Raw genomic sequence first — 17,910 nt, 5'->3', positions numbered from 1 at the left:
ACTCGCGATTCTGCATCGGAAGGGAACGCGACGGACGGCGGCCGTCGCCCAACGCCCGTCGGCCAGGAGGCGGTTCGGGGGAGAGCGCCTTGTGCTGCGGGCTCGACGCCCCGTGTCCGCGCGCGGACGTACGGACCCCGCGCCGCTGACCGCCCCCGACCCGGAAGGCAGGCCCCTCCCGATGAACGCAGCCCCCGCGCCCGTACAGACGTCACGCGTGCTCGTACGGACGTCGTCCATGCTCGTACGGACGTCGTCCATGCTCGTACGGACCTCACCCATGCTCGTACGGACCTCACCCGCGCTCGTGCGGTCGGTCCCCGCCCCCGTGCCGAGTCCCCGGTAGCGCCGCCGCCATGAGCAGCAGACTCCGCTGCGCCCTGACCGCCGCCGCGCTGGCCCTGGTGACGCTCGCCGCGCCGGCCGCCGGCGCCGACGCCCTCGCCCGTCCGGCGCACCCCGCCCCGGCCGTCGAAGCGGCGACTCCGCGCGCCCCCGCCGACTGGTCCTCAGCGGTCGTGGACTCGACCGTCGCGCGCTACACCCCGGACACCATCGGCGGCTGGTCGTACCCCGTGGGGCTCTACCTCTACGGCCAGTACCTCGTCTACCGGCGCACGCACGAGCCCCGCTATCTCTCGTACATCAAGGAGTACGTGGACCGGTTCGTCGACAGCGCGGGAAAGATCGGCCAGGGGTTCAACAGCCTGGACAGCATGCAGGCCGGGCGGCTGCTGGTCGTCCTGCACCACGAGACGGGCCAGGACCGCTACCGGATCGCCGCACAGAAGATCCGCAAGCGGCTCGACAGCTATCCGCGAACCGCGGACGGAGGGTTCTGGCACGCCACGGCCGCCAGCAGGGCGCACCAGCTCTGGGGTGACGGGGTGTACATGGTGAACCCCTTCCTCGTCGAGTACGCGCGCGAGTTCGGTGACCGGGCCTACGCCTACGACGAGGCGGCCCGGCAACTGACCGTATACGGCGGACACTTGCAGGAATCCAACGGGCTGCTGAAGCACGCCTACGACGAGTCGGGGGCGGCGGGCTGGGCCGATGAGGACACCGGGCGCTCGTCGGAGAGCTGGTGCCGCGCCGTCGGCTGGTACTCCATGGCGGCCGTCGACGTCCTTGATGCCATCCCCGCGGACCACCCCCGGCGCGCGCGGCTCCTGACCGTCCTGCGGCGGCTCGCCGCCGGGCTGGAGAAGTACCAGGACCCCGCCACCGGACGCTGGTTCCAGGTCGTCGACAAGGGGGGCCGGTCCGACAACTGGACCGAGACCTCCTGTTCGAGCATGTTCACCTTCGCCCTCGCGCGCGGCGCCCGTCAGGGCTACCTCGACGCGGGCTACGCGGATGTCGCGGAGCGCGGCTTCCAGGGGGTGCTGGAGCGGATCTCGCTCGGCGGCGACGGGCGGACCGAGCTGTCCGGCATCTCGGTGGGCACCAACGTCGGCGACTACGGCTTCTACGTCAAACGCCCGCGCGCGACCAACGACTTCCACGGACTCGGGGCCTTCCTGATCATGTACGAGCAGCTACGGCACCCGGCGGCGGCAGCGGCGCACGGCGGCCCGGGAGGGACGGCATGAGCAGGAGAGTGTTCACCAGGGTCGCGGCGGCGCTCGCGCTGCTGCTCGGGCTGCTCGCCCTGCCCGGCGCGGCGCGCGCCGAAGTGGAGCACCCGCGCCAGGAGTTCCTGCGCGGCTCGGTCTCCGGCCTCTTCCTGCACTGGGGCGAGCGCACGTACCCGCAGCACACCGACTGCGCGCGGTGGGAGTCCGACGTCACCAAGGGCGGCTGGTCCCCGGCGTACTGGGTGCGCGAGGCCCAGAAACTGCACACGCGGTACCTCGTCCTCGCCACCTTCCACAGCCGCCTCGGCTACGCCCGCGCCTGGCCGTCGAAGATCCCCGGCTCGTGCAGCACGAAGCGGGACTTCCTCGGCGAGCTGATCACGGCGGCCGAGGCGAAGGGCCTCAAGGTCATCCTCTATATGACCGACGATCCCCAGTGGCACGACCAGGGCGGCCACGAATGGCTCGACTCGGCCGCGTACTCCCGCTACAAGGGCCGCGACATCGACCTCACGGAGCGGGACGGCTTCGGGGAGTACTCCTACGACAACTTCCATGAGGTCATGGACCGTTACCCCCGGCTCGGCGGGTTCTGGATCGACAACGACAACGACTACTGGCTCGACCACGGCCTCTACCGGCAGATCCGTGAGGAGCGCCCGGACTACACGCTCAGCAACAACAACGAGGACACGCCGATCATGGACATGATCAGCAATGAGCAGAAGACCGGCATGTCCCCGGCGTACGACTACCCCCAGGCCGTCTACACCGCGGCCCCCCGGCTCATCGAGGCCGACTTCAAGCTCCCCTCCAAGGGGGCCTGGTGGTACGACGGCACCGACCCCGCCGTCGACCGGGCGCTCACCCTCGGCCGGCTCGTCACCAACGCGGGCTCCTCCATCAAGGCGCTGATGGCGGAGACGGCGCAGGTCAACGGGCGCTTCCCGGCGAAACAGGAGGCGTTCAACGACTTCGCCGACGGCTACCTCGACGCGATCTGGCCGTCCCTGCACGGCACCGAGGGCGGCGGCTACCTGCACGGCGGCCTCCAGCCGGGGCAGTGGAACGACGGCGCGTACGGCGTCACGACCGTCAGCAAGGCCGACCCCGACCGGCATTACGTGCACGTCCTCACGCCCCCGAAGGGCGACGCCCTGCGCGTCCGCGACAACGGCTACCGGGTGGCGGCCGTGAGCGACCTGCGCACCGGCGAGCCCGTGCCCTTCACCCAGTCCGGCGGCGCGCTCACCCTCCGCCGCACCGGCGGCTGGGACCCGTACGACACCGTCTTCCAGGTGCGGACCGCCGGCCGTACGGGCATCCTGCCGCCCGCCTCGTACCGGATGAGCGCCGACGCCGCGGCGAGCGGCCACGCGCCCGCGGCGGCGGCCGACGGCGACTACCGCACCTACTGGGACAGCGCGAACACCCTCCCGGTCTCGCTCCGCTTCGACCTCGGCGCGGACCGGACCGTGCGCTACCTCGCCCTCAACCAGCGCGAGGACTCGGTGAGTTACGCCCGTTCCGCCACCGAGCAGTCCGCGCGGATCAAGGACTACCGCGTGTACGCGAGCGAGGACGGCCGGAACTGGGGGAGTCCGATCAAGAGCGGCACCCTGCCCAGCCACCGGGCGGTCGCCTTCATCGACCTCCCCGCGACCATCGCACGGCACATCCGGCTGGAGGTCCTCAGCACCCACGCCGCGGCCTCCGACAAGACCCGCTACCAGCGCCTGCGCGTCGACGAGGCATGGCTGGGCACCGCCTACGCCACGCCCGCCGCCGGACACCGGAAGGAGGCCAGTCCATGACGCGCCGCGCACGGCCGCCCGGCCTGTACGGGCGTGCGGGATTCCCGACCTGACCGACGACCGACCATCGAACCTTGAATTCCCCCCATTGAAAGGCAGGCACAGCCCATGAACGACCACCAGGACCAGACGGCCCCCGCCGCCCCCACCCGCACGGACACTGCCGCCGGCGCCGGCCACACCGTCTGGACCACCCCGGACTACGACGTCATCGAGACCGGACTCGAAGTCACCGCCTACTCCCTGTCCGCTCGCTGAGCGCCCCCGCCATGCTGCTGCGCGTGCTCGGCACCGCGGCGGGCGGCGGGCTGCCCCAGTGGAACTGCGCGTGCCCCGGATGCTCCGGGGCACGCCGCCGTCCGCAGCGCGTCCGCCGCCACGCCTCCCTCGCCGTACGGGCCGACGACGCCCGCTGGTACCTCGTCAACGCCACCCCCGACATCGGCGACCAGATCGAATCGCACCCCGAACTCCACCCCGGACCCGGCCCCCGCGACACCCCCGTCGCGGGCATCGTGCTCACCGACGCCGAGCTGGACCACACCCTCGGCATCGCCCGGCTGCGCGAGGCCCGCGCCCTGGACGTACTGGCCACCGGGCCAGTGCGGGGCGCGCTGCTGGACCGGCTGCGGCTGGGCGACATCCTCGGCCCGTACACCGGAATCACCTGGCGGCCGCTGTCGTACAGTCCCCAACCGCTGGTCGAGGGCGGCCCGTTGGAGATCAGCGCCATTCCGGTGGCCGCCAAGAGGCCGCGCTACGCCGCCGACGACGCGGCCGCCGACGACTGGGTGGTCGCGCTGCGGCTGGCCGACCGCTCGACGGGCGGCACCCTCGTCTACGCCCCGGCGCTCGCCGCCTGGCCCGACGCCCTCCAGCGGGCCGCCGCCGAGGCCGACTGCGTGATCGTCGACGGCACCTTCTGGGACGACGAGGAGCCCCGGCGGGCCGGATTCACCGAGCGTACCTCGACCGGCATGGGCCACCTGCCGATCGACGGGCCGGGCGGCACGGCCCGTCTCCTGCGCAGGCTCGGCGCTCGCTGCCTCTACACCCACCTCAACAACACCAACCCCCTGGGTGATCCGGCCGCCGAGGAGTACAAGATCCTGGCGGAATGGGGCATCGAGGTGGCCGCCGACGGAATGGTGATCGAACTGTGAGCACGCCGACTGCGAGCACGCCGAAGGAAGCAAGCGCCCTGAAAGGCACGAGCGCACTGGAAGAGCGGCTGCGCGACGTCGTGGCGCGGCGCTACCACGACCGGCACTCCTTCAACCGCCGTATGCACGACGGCGAACTGACCCCGCCCGAGCTGCGCCGCTGGATTCGCAACCGCTTCCACTACCAGCGCTGCATCCCCGTCAAGGACGCCCTGATCACGGCCAAGTTCGACAGTCCCGAGCTGCGCCGCATGTGGGTGCGGCGCATCCAGGACCACGACGGCGGCGCCGACGGCGAGGGCGGCATCGAACGCTGGCTGCGGCTCGGCGAGGCGGCCGGTCTGAAGCGCGATCAACTGCTCGACACGGATGCGGTGTTGCCTGGCGTGCGGCTCGCCGTGGACGGCTACGTCAACTTCTGCCGGCTGCGCTCCCCGCTGGAGGCCGTCGCCGCCTCGCTCACCGAACTGTCCGCGCCGGACATCATGCGCACCCGCATCGACGCCTTCGAACGGCACTACCCCTGGATCGAGGCCGACGGGCTCGAATACTTCCGCACCCGCGTCGGACAGGGCGGCCGCGACAGCAAGGAGGCGCTGCACCTCGTCCTGGAATGGGCCCGTACGGAGGAACAGCAGGACCGGGCGGTGGCGGCGCTCGCCTTCAAATGCGACGTGCTGTGGTCCCTGCTGGACGCGGTGGACCACGCGGACGGCGACGAGGAGCCCCCGGCGTGAACGACTGGCGGCCCGCCCTCGTCCCGGCGGCCGTGCTGCGGCACGACGCGGTGCGCGACGCGGAACTCCTGCTCCTGCCCGAGCGGGTGGTGGTGCTCCGCGGCACGGCCGCGGAGATCCTCCGGCTGTGCGACGGCGACCGCGACGTGTCCGCGATCGTCGAGGAGCTGGCGGCGCGCTACCCCGGCGCGCCCGTGGCCGCAGAGGCCCCGCGCTTCCTCGACCGGGTGCGCGGGGAGGGCTGGCTGCGATGACCGTCCCGCGCCCCTGGGCGCTGCTCGCCGAGCTGACCCACGGCTGCCCGCTGCACTGCCCGTACTGCTCCAACCCCCGCGAACTCACCCGAAAATCAGCCGAGTTGTCCACCGAGCAGTGGCGGAGCGCGATGCGCCAGGCCGGCGCTCTCGGGGTGGTGCAGACCCACCTCTCCGGCGGCGAGCCGCTGCTCCGCGCCGACCTGGCGGAGATCGTCGACGCCGCCGAAGCCGCCGGCGTCTACACGCAGCTCGTCACCAGCGGCGTCGGCCTCACCGCCACTCGCCTCGCCGCCCTGAAGGCCGCCGGGCTGCGCAGCGTGCAACTGTCCGTACAGCACTCCGACGCGGCGGCCAACGACCGCATCGGCGGCCGCAGGTCCTTCGCCGACAAGGATCGGGCCGCCGCCCTCGTACGGGCCGCGGGGCTGCCCCTCGGCCTCAACGTGGTGCTGCACCGCGCCAACCTCGACGCCGTCGGTGACCTCATCGACCTGGCCGCGGCCTGGGGCGCCGACCGGATCGAGCTGGCCAACACCCAGTTCTACGGCTGGGCACTGGAGAACCGGGCCGCGCTGCTGCCCACCCGCGACCAGCTCGACCGCGCGCGGCAGACCGTGGAGCGCCGCCGCTGGGCGGGCGGCCCGGAGCTGGTGTGGGTCGTGCCCGACTACTTCGACGGCGAGCCGAAGCCGTGCATGGGCGGCTGGGGCGCGCGCTCCCTCACCATCGCGCCCGACGGCACCGTGCTGCCCTGCCCGGTCGCCGCCACCCTGCCCGGCCTCGATCCGCCCAGCCTCCGCGACCACTCGCTGGAGTGGATCTGGAACCGCTCCAAGGCGTTCAACGCCTACCGCGGCACGGACTGGATGCGGGACCCGTGCCGTACCTGCGCCCGCCGCACCGAGGACTTCGGCGGCTGCCGCTGCCAGGCGTACGCGCTGACCGGGGACGCCGCCCGTACGGACCCGGCCTGCGCGCTGTCCCCCGACCACCGCCTCGTACGCGCCCTCGTCGACGACGCGCCGGGCGGCGGGGCCGGGCCCGTGCCCGGCTTCGTCTACCGCGGACCGGGGGCCGGCCCCGCCCGGCCCGCGTCCTCGCCGAGCGACGCCGACCACCGGGCGTAGAGGAGCCCGAACGGCCCGCCCGCGACGGCCAGTTCGCGGGGGGTGCCGTCCTCCACGACGCGGCCCCGCTCCAGGACCAGCACCCGGTCGGCGGCCAGGACCGTGGACAGCCGGTGCGCGATGATCACCGCGGTGCGGTCGGCGAGCAGCGCGCCCAGCGCCCGCTGCACCGTCAGCTCCGTCGGGATGTCCAGGCTCGACGTCGCCTCGTCCAGCAGCAGCACGGTCGGATCGGCGAGGAACGCGCGGGTGAGCGCCACCATCTGCCGCTGGCCCGCCGAGAGCCGGTTGCCCCGCTTGCGGACCTCCGTGTCGTACCCCTCGGGCAGCCCCGAGATGAACGCGTCGGCGCCGATCGCCTCCGCCGCCGCCCGGATCTCGGCCCGGCTCGCACCGGGCCGCGCCAGCGCGATGTTCTCCGCGATCGAGCCGGTGAACAGGAAGTTCTCCTGCGTCACCAGCGTCAGCTCGCGGCGCAGCTCCGCGTCGGCGACCTCCCGCAGATCGACGCCGTCCAGCAGCACCTGGCCGCTCGACGGATCGTAGAAGCGGGCCGCGAGCTTGCCGATGGTGGACTTGCCCGCGCCCGTCGCGCCCACCACGGCGACCGTCTGCCCGGCCGGGATGGTCAGGTCCAGGCGGTGCAGGACCAGCGGCCCGCCCGCCGGGTAGCGGAAGTCCACCTCGCGGAAGACCAGCTGCCCGCGGCCGGGGCGGCCGGGTGTGAGCGGCACCGGGGCCGCCGGCTCCGGCACCGAGGACGGCGTGGCGAGGAAGCCGGAGATCTTCTCCAGCGCCGCGCTGGCCGCCGCGTACAGGTTGGTGAACGTCGCCAGCTCGTCCAGCGGGTCGTAGAACCGGCGCAGATAGAGCACGAACGCCGTGAGGATGCCCAGCGGCAGCGCCCCGTTGTTCACCCGCCAGCAGCCGAGCGCCAGTACCAGGGCGAGCGCGATGTTGCCCGCCAGCCGGACTCCCGCCGTATAGCGAGCCACCACGCTGAGCGCCTCGCTGTGGGCGTCCCGGAAGACCTCGTTGAGGTCGTTCATCGCGGTGTGCTTGCGGCGCTCCGCGCGGAACGCCTGAACCGCCCGTACGGCGTTCATCGTCTCGCCGAACTGCGTGATGATGTCCGCGACGGTGTTGCGGGCGCGGCGGTACGCGCGCTGGGACCGCTCCCGGAACCAGCGCGTCATCATCACCAGCGGCACGATGGAGACGAGCACGATCAGGGCGAGCGGCAGGTCCAGCCAGAGCAGCAGCACGGTGATGCCCGCCACCGTCAGCAGCGAGGTCAGCAGCCCGTCCAGGCTCCCCTCGACGAGATCGCGCACCGCGTCGATGTCGGACGTCAGCCGGGAGATGACCTTCCCCGAGGTGTACGACTCGTGGAAGGCGACCGGCAGCCTGCGCGCGTGCTGGAAGATGCGGGTGCGCAGGTCGAGCAGGAGCGACTGGCCGATGCTGCCGGACAGCCGGAAGAACCCGAACCGGGCCCCGGCCGCCAGCACCCCGCAGCCGGTGAAGCCCGCGACGCACCACATCAGCGTGGCGGAGTCCCCGGCGACCGCCTCCGGAATTCCGTGGTCGATGGCCTGCGCGATGAGCAGCGGGCCGATCAGCTGGGCCGCGTTCTCGACGATCAGCGCCGACATCGCGATGATCACGCGCCCCAGCCAGGGGCGCAGCAGGGAGTAGAGGAGCACGCGGGAGCGCTTGCGCACCCGCCGGTGGGTGGCCCGGTCGAGTACGGCCGCGTCCTCGGCGGCCTCCGTGCTCTCCGTACTCGCCGTGGCCTCGGGGACCGCGGTGGGTACGGGCTCCAGGACCTCCGCCGTCTGCTCGCCGCCGCTCATCGGCTGATCACCTCGCCGTCGGGGGAGCCGGGCGTCCGCAGCGGGGCGACCGACATCAGGGAGCGGTAGTGGGCGCTGGAGTCCAGGAGTTCGCGGTGGGTGCCCAGCGCCGCGATGCGGCCGTCGGCGAGGACGGCGACGCGGTCCGCCATCCGCGCGGTGTTGGGCCGGTGCGCGACGACCAGGGCCGTCGAGTGCCGCAGCACCCGGCGCAGCGCCCGCTCGACCTCGGCCTCCGTGTGCAGGTCCAGGGCCGACAGCGGGTCGTCGAGGACCAGCAGGGCGGGGCTGCCCACGATGGCCCGGGCGAGCGCGAGGCGCTGCCGCTGGCCGCCGGAGAGCGAGAGCCCCTGCTCGCCGATGCGGGTGCCCAGCCCGTCCGGGCCGAGCGCGTCGACGAACTCCTCGGCGCTCGCGGTGCGCAGGGCGGCGCGGATCTCGTCGTCGGTGGCGTCCGGAGCGCCGAGCGCCACGTTGTCGCGGATGCTGAGGGAGGAGAGCATCGGGTCCTCGAAGGCGCAGCCGACGATGGTGCGCAGTTCGGCGAGGGCCAGCTCGCGGATGTCGACGCCGTCGACGGTGATCCGGCCGGAACTCACATCGGCCATCCGCGGCACCAGCCCCGCCAGGGTGGTCTTGCCGGAGCCGGTGGCGCCCACCAGCGCGAGCGTCTCGCCGGGCCGGATCTCCAGATCGACGCCGCGCAGCACGGGCCGGTCCGCGCCGACCTGCCGGAAGTGCACGTTCTCGAAGCGCAGCGCGCCGCGCACCGGTCGGGCCGCGGGCCGCGGCTTCGGCGGGTCGGTGATGTCCGGCTCGGTGTCGCGGATCTCCCAGTACCGGTCGCAGGCCGCGGCGGCCGTGCTCGTCTCGGCGAGCGCCCACCCGATGCACTCGGTGGGCCAGCGCAGATACGTGCTGACGGTGACGGCGGCGACGAGGTCGCCCAGCGTCAGGGTGCCGTGGGCGATGCCCGTGCCGCCCAGGGCCAGCTGGCCGGCGATGCCGAGCTCGGGGAGGATCAGCAGCGCCGTGGAGAGCGCGGCCATGATCCGTACGATCCGCATCTCGCTGTGGCGAAGCAGCCGGGCCTGGTCGCGGAAGACGCGGGCGCGCGCCCTGCCCTGCCCGAAGGAGCGCAGCACCCGGATGCCCAGCATCGTCTCCTCGACGATCGTCGTGAAATGTCCCGTCTGGTCCTGGACTTCACGGGCCGCCACCTTGTAGCGGGTCTCGAAGAAGAAGGAGACCAGCAGCAGGGGAGCGAAACTGCACAGCCCCACCAGGGCCAGCGACGGGTCGATGGAGAACAGCACCGCGAGCCCGACCAGCAGGGTCAGCGAGTTGACCACCAGGAAGACGGCGGCAAAGGCCAGGAACTTCCGCAGCGTGACCAGGTCGTTGACCGCCCGGGACAGCAACTGGCCCGACTGCCAGTGCTCGTGGAAGCCGATCGGCAGCCGCAGCAGATGCCGGAAGAGGTCGGCCCGCATGCGCGACTCCACCAGCGCGGTGGGCCGCGCGATGAGCTTGCGGCGGCCGTAGAAGCAGACGGCCTCCGCGGCGCCGAGCGCCGCGACGAGAAGAATCAGCCAAACCGCCTGCCCGGTCCGGCCGTTGCTCAGCGGTCCGTCGATGATGCGCTGCGTGACCAAGGGGATGGTGAGGCCGCACAGCAGCGCGGCCAGCGTGGCCGCGGCGGCCCCGGACACCGGCACACTCACCGGCCGTAAATAGGGACCGAGCCGCCAAAGAGCCGTAAACGAGGAACGTGACCTCCTGGGCGCGGCGTGGTTCACGCTCAATTCCTGCTCCTCACCATCATCGAGTGGTGGCCAAACTTCATCGTTGTCCTAGTTGTGTGCCGTGCTAGCCTGAATGGAATTCCGACGGGCGTGTGCAAACGAATCGAGGGTCTTTCGTGCAGAATAATCACCTCGCCGACCTGAGCCGAATCAATTCGGACGACAGCTATGCCGAACTCCGAAACGACGCGGCGTTCTGGGAGCCCTGGGTCCGCCGCGCCCTCGACGAGCTCGGCCTGCCCGCGCCCGGCGAACTGCGCGTCCCCGGCGAGAGCACGAACCCGGTGCTGATCAGCGACACCGGCCTGGCGGTGAAGCTGTACGGGGAGCACTGGTGCGGTCCGGAGTCTCACGCGTCGGAGCTGGAGGCGTACGAGGTGCTGGCCGGCGCCGACCTGCCCGTGCCGAAGCTGCTCGGCCGCGGCGAACTGCGCCCGGGCGGGACGGGGTGGCCGTGGCCGTTCCTCGTCATAGAGCGGGCGTCGGGGCGCACCTGGCGGGAGGCCGCCGACGCCGCCGGCCCGGCCGACCGGCCCGCGCTGCTGGCCCTCGCCAAGGAGTTCGGCAAGGTCCTGCGCCGGCTGCACGACGTGCCCCTCAACGGCACCGCCGTGCTGCGGCCCGGCTCGCCGACCTTCCCCGACCTGCTCAAGGAGCGCCGCGAGGCCACCGTCGCCGACCACCGCGAGTGGGGATACCTCTCGCCCAGGCTCCTCGATGACGTGCCCGCCTTCCTCTCCGACGTCGACGATCTGCTAGCCGGCCGCGAGCCGCGGTTCGTCCACGGCGATCTGCACGGCACCAATCTCTTCGTCGACCCCGGCCTGGGCGGGATCAGCGGCCTGATCGACTTCACCGACGTATACGCGGGCGACCCCCGGTACAGCCTGATCCAATTGCATCTCAATGCCTTCCGGGCCGACCGCGAGCTCCTCGCCGCGCTCTTGGAGGGAGCCGACTGGGACGTGAGTGACAGCTTCCCCAGGGAAATGCTGCAGTTCACCTTCCTGCACGATTTCGAGGTGCTGGAGGAGACCCCGCTGGACCTGACCGGCATCGACGACATCGACGAGCTGGCGCAGCGGCTGTGGGGCGTCGGCTGAGAGCCCGAGCGGCGCCCCGGGCCGGGCGTCCGACGCCCGGCCCGCGCGCGTCGTACCGCACCCGGCGCCCTCGCCGCACCCGGCGCCGCCGCCCATGCCGAGCCCGGCGCCCTCACCCGCGCCGGGCCCGGTGGAAGCGGTAGGCGTCCTCGATCATCTCCTCCAGATCCGGCCGGCCGGGCTTCCAGCCGAGCTCGCGCCGGATGAGTTCGCCCGCCGCCACCAGGGTCGGCGGGTCGCCCGGCCGCCGGTCCGTCGGCCGGGACGGCACGGGCCGGCCGGTGACCCGCGCCACCGCGTCCAGCACCTCCAGGACCGAGAAGCCCTGGCCGTTGCCGAGGTTGTAGATCCGGTGCTCGCCCGGGGCGACGGAGCGCAGCGCCGCCAGGTGAGCCTCGGCGATGTCTCCCACGTGGATGAAGTCCCGCACACAGGTGCCGTCCCGGGTCGGGTAGTCGTCGCCGTAGACCGAGAACTCGGGCCGCCTGCCCAGCGCCACGTCCAGCGCGATGGGAATGACGTGCGTCTCCGGCTCGTGCCGCTCGCCGCAGTCGCCCACCGAGCCCGCGACGTTGAAGTACCGCAGGCTGACCGCGCCCAGCGGATGGGCGCGCGTGTAGTCGCCCAGCGCCTTGTCGACGGCCAGCTTCGACGCCCCGTACGGATTGGTCGGCGCCGTCGGCGCGCTCTCCGTGATCGGCACCTCGGCCGGCTGCCCGTACGTGGCGGCGGTGGAGGAGAAGACGAGCCGCTCGACGCCCGCCGCCAGCATCCCGTCCAGCAGCCGCAGCGTCTCGACGGTGTTGCCCGTCCAGTACCGCTCCGGGCGCCGCACCGAGTCGTCGATCAGCGACCGCGCCGCCAGATGGACCACCCCGTCGAAGCGGTGCGGCCCGGCGAGGACGCGGGCCGCCTCGGCCATCGTGCCGCGCACGAACTCGGCGCCGCGCGGCACCGCGTCCGCGAACCCGCTGGACAGATCGTCGACCACCACCACCCGGTGCCCCTCGTCCAGCAGCCGCTGCGCCACCACGCTGCCGATATAGCCCGCGCCGCCGGTCACCAATAGCCTCATCGTCCGTCGCCTTTCCACGCGCAGTCGCCGAGCAGTACGGAATTCCGCAAGCAAAATGCCGGCCGGACAGTATCGGCCGGTGTCTCGTAAAGGTGTGATCCGGGGCGGCCGGGGTGAAATGCCGCCGGCCTTTTCATGGGCTCCGGCTTTTTCCACATGCGTGCTTCCCCAAGATTGTCGGCGCTGATATCGTTCTTTCGTATCCCGCTGCCGCCCGAAGTAATTCGACGGGCTGCGCGGAAATTGCTGCGGCGTTTTCGCCGCACATTTCGGAGGTGGTACGCACATGAGTGAGACCAAGCGGGCGCGGCCTCGTATTCTCTTCGTGTCGGCCAACGAGTCGGCGCCCTGGGGCCCCAGCGAGACCAACTGGTCGCTGGCCGCCGCCCATTGGCTGCGCGACGGCGCCGAGATCCATGCGAGCGTCAAGGGCTGGGACGAGACCCCCGGCGAACTCGCCGACCTGGAGAAGGCCGGCTGCGTAGTGCACCGCAGGTGGGACCACCCGCCGTACGATCTGCGCCCCGTCCATGAACTGCCCTACTCCGAACGGCGGCTGAGCACCCTGGAGGACGTGCGGCCCGACTTCGTCGTCGTCTCCCAGGGCGACAACTACGAGGGCCTGGGCTGGCTGGAGGAGTGCCGCCGCCGCGGCTACCCCTACGTCGCCTACTCCAACTCCGCCTCCGAGTACGAATGGCCGACCGACGACGTCGCCGAGCGCCTGGCCAGCGCCTACAACGACGCCCGCGCCTCGTTCTTCGTCTCCGAGAGCAACCGTGACCTGACGGAGCGCCAGGTAGGCGCCCGGATACCCAACGGCCGCGTGGTGCGCTGCCACTTCAAGGTCGACTACGACGCCGCCCCGCCCTGGCCCACCGAGGACACCCCGGTGCGCCTCGCCTGCCTGGCCCGCCTGGACCCCAACAGCAAGGGCCACGATGTGCTCTTCGACGTACTGGCGCGGCCCAAGTGGCGGGAGCGGCCGCTGACCGTCTCCGTCTTCGGCTCCGGCGAGTATGAGGGCGTGCTGCGGGCCCTGGCCTCGCGGCTCGACCTCGCGAACGTGGAGTTCGCCGGGTACACCAAGGACATCGAGGAGGTCTGGCGCACCCACCACGGGCTGGTCCTGTGCTCGCGCGCCGAAGGCCTGCCGACCGTGATCATCGAGGCGATGCTCTGCGGCCGGCCGGTGATCGTCAGCGATGTGGCGGGCAACGCGGAACTCCTCACCGACGACGACACCGGCTTCGTCGCCGCCGGGCCCGTGGCCGCCTGCCTGGACGAGGCGCTGGAGCGGGCCTGGCAGCGCCGCTCCGAGTGGCCCGCGATCGGCCGGCGCGCCGCGGCGGCCGTCCGCCGGCAGATGCCGCGGGACCCGATCGCCCTCCTGATCGAGCAGTTCAAGGAACTGGCCGGCTGAGCCCGCCGCCGCTTCCGGGCGCCCCCTGCCCGGAAGCGGCACCACCGCCGGGCTTGTGCCGTACGAGACCGTTGGCGTGCGGCCGGTCCCGTACGAGGCCGTGACGCTCCGGCTTGTCCCGTACGGGGTCGCTGACGTGCTGCTTGTGTCGTACGGCGCCGCCGAGGTGCGGCTCATGTCGTACGAGGCCGCTGACGCGCGGCTCATGTTGCACGAGGCCGCCGATACGCGGCTCACGTCGTACGGGGCCACAGGTGCCCGGCCCGCGCTGTACGGCGTCACCGTGCTCCGGCCCGTGCTGTACGGAGCCGCAGCCGCCCGGCCCGCGCCGTACGGCGTCACCGCGTTCCGGCCTCCGCCGTACGAGACCGCCATCGCGCCGCCCGCGTCGTACGAGGACGCCGTCGTCCACCCGGTGCCGAACAAGGCCCCCGCAGCCAGCCCTCCACCGCACGGCGACGCCGCCGCATCCCAGCCCCTGCCGCAATACGGCACCATCGCCTCACGCCTCCCGCAGCCGTTCGGCGGCCACTTCGGGCTCCAGCGGGGTGAAGAAGATGCCGCTGCCCAGCTCACCGGCGGCGATATAGCGCGGCACGCCCGGCGACCGCCACACCGAGACGACCTCCACGTACAGATGGGCGCGCGGCCAGTCGCCGCCGTCCGCCGGGTGCTGGTGCACCCACAGGAAGTACGGCGCCGGGCCGCCGAAGAAGCGCTCGAACCGGCCGATCACCCCGGCCAGCAGCCGCGCCAGCGACCGCCGGTCCCGCGCGTCGCAGTCCGGCAGCCCGGCGAGGTGGCCGCGCGGCGCCAGCCGGACCGTGTACGGGTAGATCGGCGCCCGCGGCACCCACGCGCACCACTCGTCCTCCTCCGCGACCAGCAGTTCCTTCGCCGGTCCGGTGCACAGGGAGCAGCCATCCGCACCCGAACCCCCGGCCAGCTGGGCGGCAGCGGTCGGCGGCACCCGCTCCAGGCCGAACGCCTGGCCGTGCGGATGGTCGACGGTCGCCCCCGCCTCCGCGCCCCGGTTCTCGAAGAGCAGCACGTAGCCGACGTCCGGCAGCGCGCTCAGCGAGCGGGTGCACTCGTCCCACAACTCGACCGCGCGGACGGCCTGTTCCTCGGCCATCGACGCCCACGAGGCGGCGTGGTCGGGGGAGTACAGCAGGACTTCGCATCGCCCCGCCTCCAGCGCGGGCCAGCGGTTGGGGAACCGCCGCACCCGGTAGGGCTCCGGCGCCTCCAGGCCGCCGGGGCAGAACGGGCAGTCCGCGCCTCGGGTGCGGGGGCGGCCCTGGCGGCTGCCCCGCACCATGACGCGCGCGCCCGTCAGCGGATCCCTCCTCAACTCGGCCACGGAACGGGCCCCTTCCCCTCGCTCATGCCCCGCCCGGGGCGCCGGACGACGCTCCCTCCGGGCCCTCCGGGCGGACATCGCCGGTCACGGCACTGGCACTACGCGTCCGCGCGGATCGCGACCCGGATGACCTCGTCCCCCGGCTCGTCCGCCAAGTGGAACGCCTTGTCCGCGTCGGAGAGGTCCACGACATGGGTGATGACCTCGTCGGTGCGTATCGCGCCCCGGCTCACCAGCCCCGCGGCCGCCGGCATATAGCGGCCCGGCCCCATCGTGCCGATCATCTCCATCAGCTTCAGCGGCCACCGCGCGGACTCCAGTTCCACGCTCCGGCCCATCCGGTAGCCGATCAGCCCCACCCGGCCGCCCGACACCACGAGATCGGTGGCCAGTTGGACGGCGGGCGGTTCGCCGCTCGCCTCCAGCACCACGTCGGGCAGTCCGGCCGGGCCCGCGTCGGCGATCCACGCGGCGACGTCCTCGGGGTCGCTCAGCGCCGTCCCTGCGCCGAGCGCGGCCGCCGCCCGGGCCCGCTTGGCGATGGGGTCCACGGCCAGCACGACCCGCGCGCCCACCGCGTGTACGGCCTGGAGCACGTTGAGGCCGATGCCGCCGCAGCCCAGCACGGCGACGTTCTCGCCCGGCTCCAGCCGCACCCGGTGCAGCGCGTGCAGCGCCACGGCCAGCGGCTCCGCCTGGGTGGCGGTCAGCAGGTCCGTGCCGGGCGTCAGCCGGACCAGGTTCGCCGCGGGCACGGTGATGTACTCGGCGCAGGCGCCCGGGTCGGTGAAGCCGAACTCCCGCAGCTCGGGGCACATCACCAGCTGGGACCGGCGGCACCAGCGGCAGTGACCGCAGCCCAGCGCGAGGTCCGCGACCACCAGGTCGCCCGCCGTGAAACCGCCGCCGCGGCTCTCCACGACGGTGCCGCTCCACTCGTGACCGGGCACGGCCGGGAAGGCGGTGCCGTGCCACGCGTTGTTGTACAGCGACACGTCGCTGCCGCAGATGGAGTTGTACGCGACCTTCACCAGCGCCCAGCCCTCGGGGACCTCGGGGTCGGGCACCGTGCGCACGCCGATGTCGCGGGGGCCGTTCAGGACTGCTGCTCGCATGCCGTGGCCTTTCTGGAAAAGGGAGAGGGGGCTCAGCGGGGACCGGGGACGTCGCGGAGCGACTGGGTGACGTAGTGGAAGATCATGCTGTGCATCGCCTCGGCCAGTCCCACGTCCTTGGTCGGGGCGTTCACCTCCAGATCGGCGATGTCCCGCAGCGTGCCGCCGGTGCCGGCCGTCACCGCGATGACGCGCACCCCGGCGTCCTTGGCGTGCTGGGCGGCGGCCACCACATTGGGGCTGGTGCCGGAGCAGCTGATCACCAGCAGCCGGTCGCCGGGGGCCGCCATCAGGCGCAGCGGCTCCACGAACACCCGGTCGTAGCCGCAGTCGTTGGCATAGGCCGTCAGCATCGAGAGGTTGTCGGTCAGGGCGATGGCCCGCAGCGGCGGCCCGTCTCCCGTGTACGCGCCCTTGAGCAGGTCCTGCGCGAGGTGGGAGGCGGCCGAGGCGCTGCCGCCGTTGCCCGCGAGGAAGACGGTCGACCCGTCGCGGCGGACCGCGTCGAGTTCGGTGATGAGCCGGCCGACCTGCTCGCCCATCGAGCCGAGCAGCGGGCCCGCCGTGGCCAGATATTCGTCCCATGGGCCCAGGTCCGGGCGGACCGGGGCGGCGAATGCGTTCTGTGTCATGTCTGCGTCCCTGCAATCCTGTCGGAGAATCCGGTGCGCCGCGCCGAAGGAGGCACCCGCACTCAGTGCACGAAGTCCTCTTCGACGTCGTGGTCGACGTAGCCCGCGCCGCGCAGATCGCTGGTCTCCCCGTCCAGTTCGCGCCAGTCGGAGAGGAACGTCGGCCCGTACCCGAACGCCAGCAGCAGCCGGTCGCCGTCCGTCAGCTTCCGCCGGGTGCCGTGCATCAGGGCCTCGTTGAGCAGCAGCATGTCGCCGGAGCGGACGAAGACATCGGTGAGGGTGGGGAAGCCCGTATCGATCATCGAGGCGCGCACCCCGCGTTCGGCGCGGGAGCGCAACAGCGGGAAGTTGGCCTTGTGCGACCCCTGCACGTAGCAGAACGAGCCGTCCTCCTGGGACTGGATGTCGCTGAGGTAGACGAGGGTCTTGACGTACGGGCAGTACAGCTTGCCGTCGTGGTAGGTGTGCGTGATCGACATGTCCCGGCCCACGGAGCCGCCGCCGAGGTCGAGGAGTTCGGAGTTGCCGCCGTGCAGGTAGAGGACGCTGTCCTTGCTCCGCCGCAGCCCGTACCCCTCCAGAATGCGCAGCGGCTGGTTGACGACGTCGCGCACCGGGCCGACCAGCCGCTCGTCGAGGGCCAGCCGGTCGAAGACGGGGCTCGCGGCCGGCAGGTCCTTGTAGCGCACCGTGTTCGCGAACCCGGGGTCCACGGTGGCCAGCCGGCCCAGTTCCGCCTTGTACGTCTCCACCTCCACGGGGCCGAACGCGCCCCGGACCACGAGGAACCCCGTGGTGTCGAACAGATACAGCTCTTCCTGCGATAGTGCGGGCACGGCTGTCCTTTCGCGATGCCG

Annotated in this window: 18 protein-coding genes; 10 read left to right on the top strand and 8 right to left on the bottom strand. The window is 72.5% G+C overall.

What is annotated here, in order from left to right; genetic code table 11:
• The first annotated feature begins 181 nt into the window (after nucleotides 1–181).
• The 8 genes from AB0I22_RS05130 (at nucleotide 182) to pqqE (ending at nucleotide 6,678) form a co-directional block, all read left to right on the top strand.
• A complete protein-coding gene (locus AB0I22_RS05130; RefSeq protein ID WP_363129253.1) occupies nucleotides 182–346 on the top strand; it encodes a hypothetical protein in 165 nt (54 codons plus the stop codon).
• A 10-nt stretch (nucleotides 347–356) separates the two neighbouring features.
• Nucleotides 357–1,595 (top strand): glycoside hydrolase family 88 protein, encoded by a 1,239-nt coding sequence (locus tag AB0I22_RS05125; protein ID WP_363129252.1) that lies wholly within the window; start codon nucleotides 357–359, stop codon nucleotides 1,593–1,595.
• Nucleotides 1,592–3,394 (top strand): discoidin domain-containing protein, encoded by a 1,803-nt coding sequence (locus AB0I22_RS05120; protein ID WP_363129251.1) that lies wholly within the window; start codon nucleotides 1,592–1,594, stop codon nucleotides 3,392–3,394. Before AB0I22_RS05125 ends, AB0I22_RS05120 begins: the two co-directional genes overlap by 4 nt.
• Before the next feature lie 108 nt (nucleotides 3,395–3,502).
• Complete coding sequence (gene pqqA, locus AB0I22_RS05115) at nucleotides 3,503–3,652, top strand: pyrroloquinoline quinone precursor peptide PqqA (RefSeq protein ID WP_363129250.1); 150 nt, start codon at nucleotides 3,503–3,505, stop codon at nucleotides 3,650–3,652.
• Between the two features lie 11 nt (nucleotides 3,653–3,663).
• Entirely contained in the window at nucleotides 3,664–4,557 is an 894-nt protein-coding gene (gene pqqB / locus AB0I22_RS05110) for a pyrroloquinoline quinone biosynthesis protein PqqB (protein ID WP_363129249.1), read from the top strand.
• Between the two features lie 38 nt (nucleotides 4,558–4,595).
• Entirely contained in the window at nucleotides 4,596–5,294 is a 699-nt protein-coding gene (pqqC, locus tag AB0I22_RS05105) for a pyrroloquinoline-quinone synthase PqqC (RefSeq protein WP_363129446.1), read from the top strand.
• Entirely contained in the window at nucleotides 5,291–5,548 is a 258-nt protein-coding gene (pqqD, locus tag AB0I22_RS05100; RefSeq protein ID WP_363129248.1) for a pyrroloquinoline quinone biosynthesis peptide chaperone PqqD, read from the top strand. The genes pqqC and pqqD overlap by 4 nt, the downstream gene beginning before the upstream one ends.
• Entirely contained in the window at nucleotides 5,545–6,678 is a 1,134-nt protein-coding gene (gene pqqE / locus AB0I22_RS05095) for a pyrroloquinoline quinone biosynthesis protein PqqE (protein WP_363129247.1), read from the top strand. Before pqqD ends, pqqE begins: the two co-directional genes overlap by 4 nt.
• Here pqqE and AB0I22_RS05090 read toward each other — a convergent pair.
• Together AB0I22_RS05090 and AB0I22_RS05085 are read right to left on the bottom strand one after the other, a co-directional pair.
• Entirely contained in the window at nucleotides 6,609–8,534 is a 1,926-nt protein-coding gene (locus AB0I22_RS05090; protein ID WP_363129246.1) for an ABC transporter ATP-binding protein, read from the bottom strand. The two genes, pqqE and AB0I22_RS05090, sit on opposite strands and share 70 nt — an antisense overlap.
• Nucleotides 8,531–10,258 carry an ABC transporter ATP-binding protein gene (locus AB0I22_RS05085; protein WP_363129245.1) on the bottom strand — a complete coding sequence of 576 codons (1,728 nt, stop codon included), beginning with the start codon at nucleotides 10,256–10,258 and terminating at the stop codon, nucleotides 8,531–8,533. The genes AB0I22_RS05090 and AB0I22_RS05085 overlap by 4 nt, the downstream gene beginning before the upstream one ends.
• Before the next feature lie 197 nt (nucleotides 10,259–10,455).
• Between AB0I22_RS05085 and AB0I22_RS05080 the strand changes: the two genes are divergently transcribed.
• The gene (locus AB0I22_RS05080) at nucleotides 10,456–11,442 is read left to right on the top strand and encodes an aminoglycoside phosphotransferase family protein (RefSeq protein ID WP_363129244.1); all 987 of its coding nucleotides are present in this window, start codon (nucleotides 10,456–10,458) and stop codon (nucleotides 11,440–11,442) included.
• A gap of 112 nt (nucleotides 11,443–11,554) precedes the next feature.
• Here the strand turns inward: AB0I22_RS05080 and galE are convergent, their stop codons facing one another.
• Nucleotides 11,555–12,517, bottom strand: coding sequence for a UDP-glucose 4-epimerase GalE (gene galE / locus AB0I22_RS05075; RefSeq protein ID WP_363129243.1), 963 nt, complete (start codon nucleotides 12,515–12,517; stop codon nucleotides 11,555–11,557).
• Nucleotides 12,518–12,803: 286 nt separating this feature from the next.
• On the opposite strand from galE, the gene AB0I22_RS05070 reads away from it, so the two are divergent.
• Nucleotides 12,804–13,940: a glycosyltransferase family 4 protein gene (locus AB0I22_RS05070; protein WP_363129242.1), complete on the top strand. Its 1,137-nt coding sequence runs from the start codon at nucleotides 12,804–12,806 to the stop codon at nucleotides 13,938–13,940.
• On the opposite strand, the gene AB0I22_RS05065 is transcribed toward AB0I22_RS05070, so the two are convergent.
• The 5 genes from AB0I22_RS05065 to AB0I22_RS05045 form a co-directional block, all read right to left on the bottom strand.
• Complete coding sequence (locus tag AB0I22_RS05065; RefSeq protein WP_363129241.1) at nucleotides 13,921–14,154, bottom strand: hypothetical protein; 234 nt, start codon at nucleotides 14,152–14,154, stop codon at nucleotides 13,921–13,923. The two genes, AB0I22_RS05070 and AB0I22_RS05065, sit on opposite strands and share 20 nt — an antisense overlap.
• A 288-nt stretch (nucleotides 14,155–14,442) precedes the next feature.
• Nucleotides 14,443–15,303: a hypothetical protein gene (locus AB0I22_RS05060; protein WP_363129240.1), complete on the bottom strand. Its 861-nt coding sequence runs from the start codon at nucleotides 15,301–15,303 to the stop codon at nucleotides 14,443–14,445.
• Between the two features lie 98 nt (nucleotides 15,304–15,401).
• Nucleotides 15,402–16,418, bottom strand: a complete 1,017-nt coding sequence (locus AB0I22_RS05055) for an alcohol dehydrogenase catalytic domain-containing protein (protein ID WP_363129239.1) — start codon at nucleotides 16,416–16,418, stop codon at nucleotides 15,402–15,404.
• 32 nt (nucleotides 16,419–16,450) lie between these two features.
• The gene (locus AB0I22_RS05050) at nucleotides 16,451–17,050 is read right to left on the bottom strand and encodes an SIS domain-containing protein (protein WP_363129238.1); all 600 of its coding nucleotides are present in this window, start codon (nucleotides 17,048–17,050) and stop codon (nucleotides 16,451–16,453) included.
• Nucleotides 17,051–17,112: 62 nt separating this feature from the next.
• Nucleotides 17,113–17,889, bottom strand: coding sequence for a phytanoyl-CoA dioxygenase family protein (locus AB0I22_RS05045; RefSeq protein WP_363129237.1), 777 nt, complete (start codon nucleotides 17,887–17,889; stop codon nucleotides 17,113–17,115).
• Nucleotides 17,890–17,910 lie beyond the last annotated feature (21 nt).

The sequence above is a fragment of the Streptomyces sp. NPDC050610 genome, from assembly GCF_040654875.1.
Lineage (GTDB): Bacteria > Actinomycetota > Actinomycetes > Streptomycetales > Streptomycetaceae > Streptomyces.
Note: the sequence above shows the minus strand (reverse complement) of the source record. Positions and strands in the feature narration are given on the sequence as shown.

What these genes read in the sequence shown, in the direction of transcription:
- galE (WP_363129243.1), bottom strand. Translation starts at nt 12,517, where the DNA reads ATGAGGCTATTGGTGACCGGCGGCGCGGGCTATATCGGCAGCGTGGTG.
- pqqB (WP_363129249.1), top strand. Translation starts at nt 3,664, where the DNA reads ATGCTGCTGCGCGTGCTCGGCACCGCGGCGGGCGGCGGGCTGCCCCAG.
- AB0I22_RS05050 (WP_363129238.1), bottom strand. Translation starts at nt 17,050, where the DNA reads ATGACACAGAACGCATTCGCCGCCCCGGTCCGCCCGGACCTGGGCCCA.
- AB0I22_RS05120 (WP_363129251.1), top strand. Translation starts at nt 1,592, where the DNA reads ATGAGCAGGAGAGTGTTCACCAGGGTCGCGGCGGCGCTCGCGCTGCTG.
- AB0I22_RS05055 (WP_363129239.1), bottom strand. Translation starts at nt 16,418, where the DNA reads ATGCGAGCAGCAGTCCTGAACGGCCCCCGCGACATCGGCGTGCGCACG.
- pqqE (WP_363129247.1), top strand. Translation starts at nt 5,545, where the DNA reads ATGACCGTCCCGCGCCCCTGGGCGCTGCTCGCCGAGCTGACCCACGGC.
- pqqA (WP_363129250.1), top strand. Translation starts at nt 3,503, where the DNA reads ATGAACGACCACCAGGACCAGACGGCCCCCGCCGCCCCCACCCGCACG.
- AB0I22_RS05130 (WP_363129253.1), top strand. Translation starts at nt 182, where the DNA reads ATGAACGCAGCCCCCGCGCCCGTACAGACGTCACGCGTGCTCGTACGG.
- AB0I22_RS05070 (WP_363129242.1), top strand. Translation starts at nt 12,804, where the DNA reads ATGAGTGAGACCAAGCGGGCGCGGCCTCGTATTCTCTTCGTGTCGGCC.
- AB0I22_RS05125 (WP_363129252.1), top strand. Translation starts at nt 357, where the DNA reads ATGAGCAGCAGACTCCGCTGCGCCCTGACCGCCGCCGCGCTGGCCCTG.
- AB0I22_RS05090 (WP_363129246.1), bottom strand. Translation starts at nt 8,534, where the DNA reads ATGAGCGGCGGCGAGCAGACGGCGGAGGTCCTGGAGCCCGTACCCACC.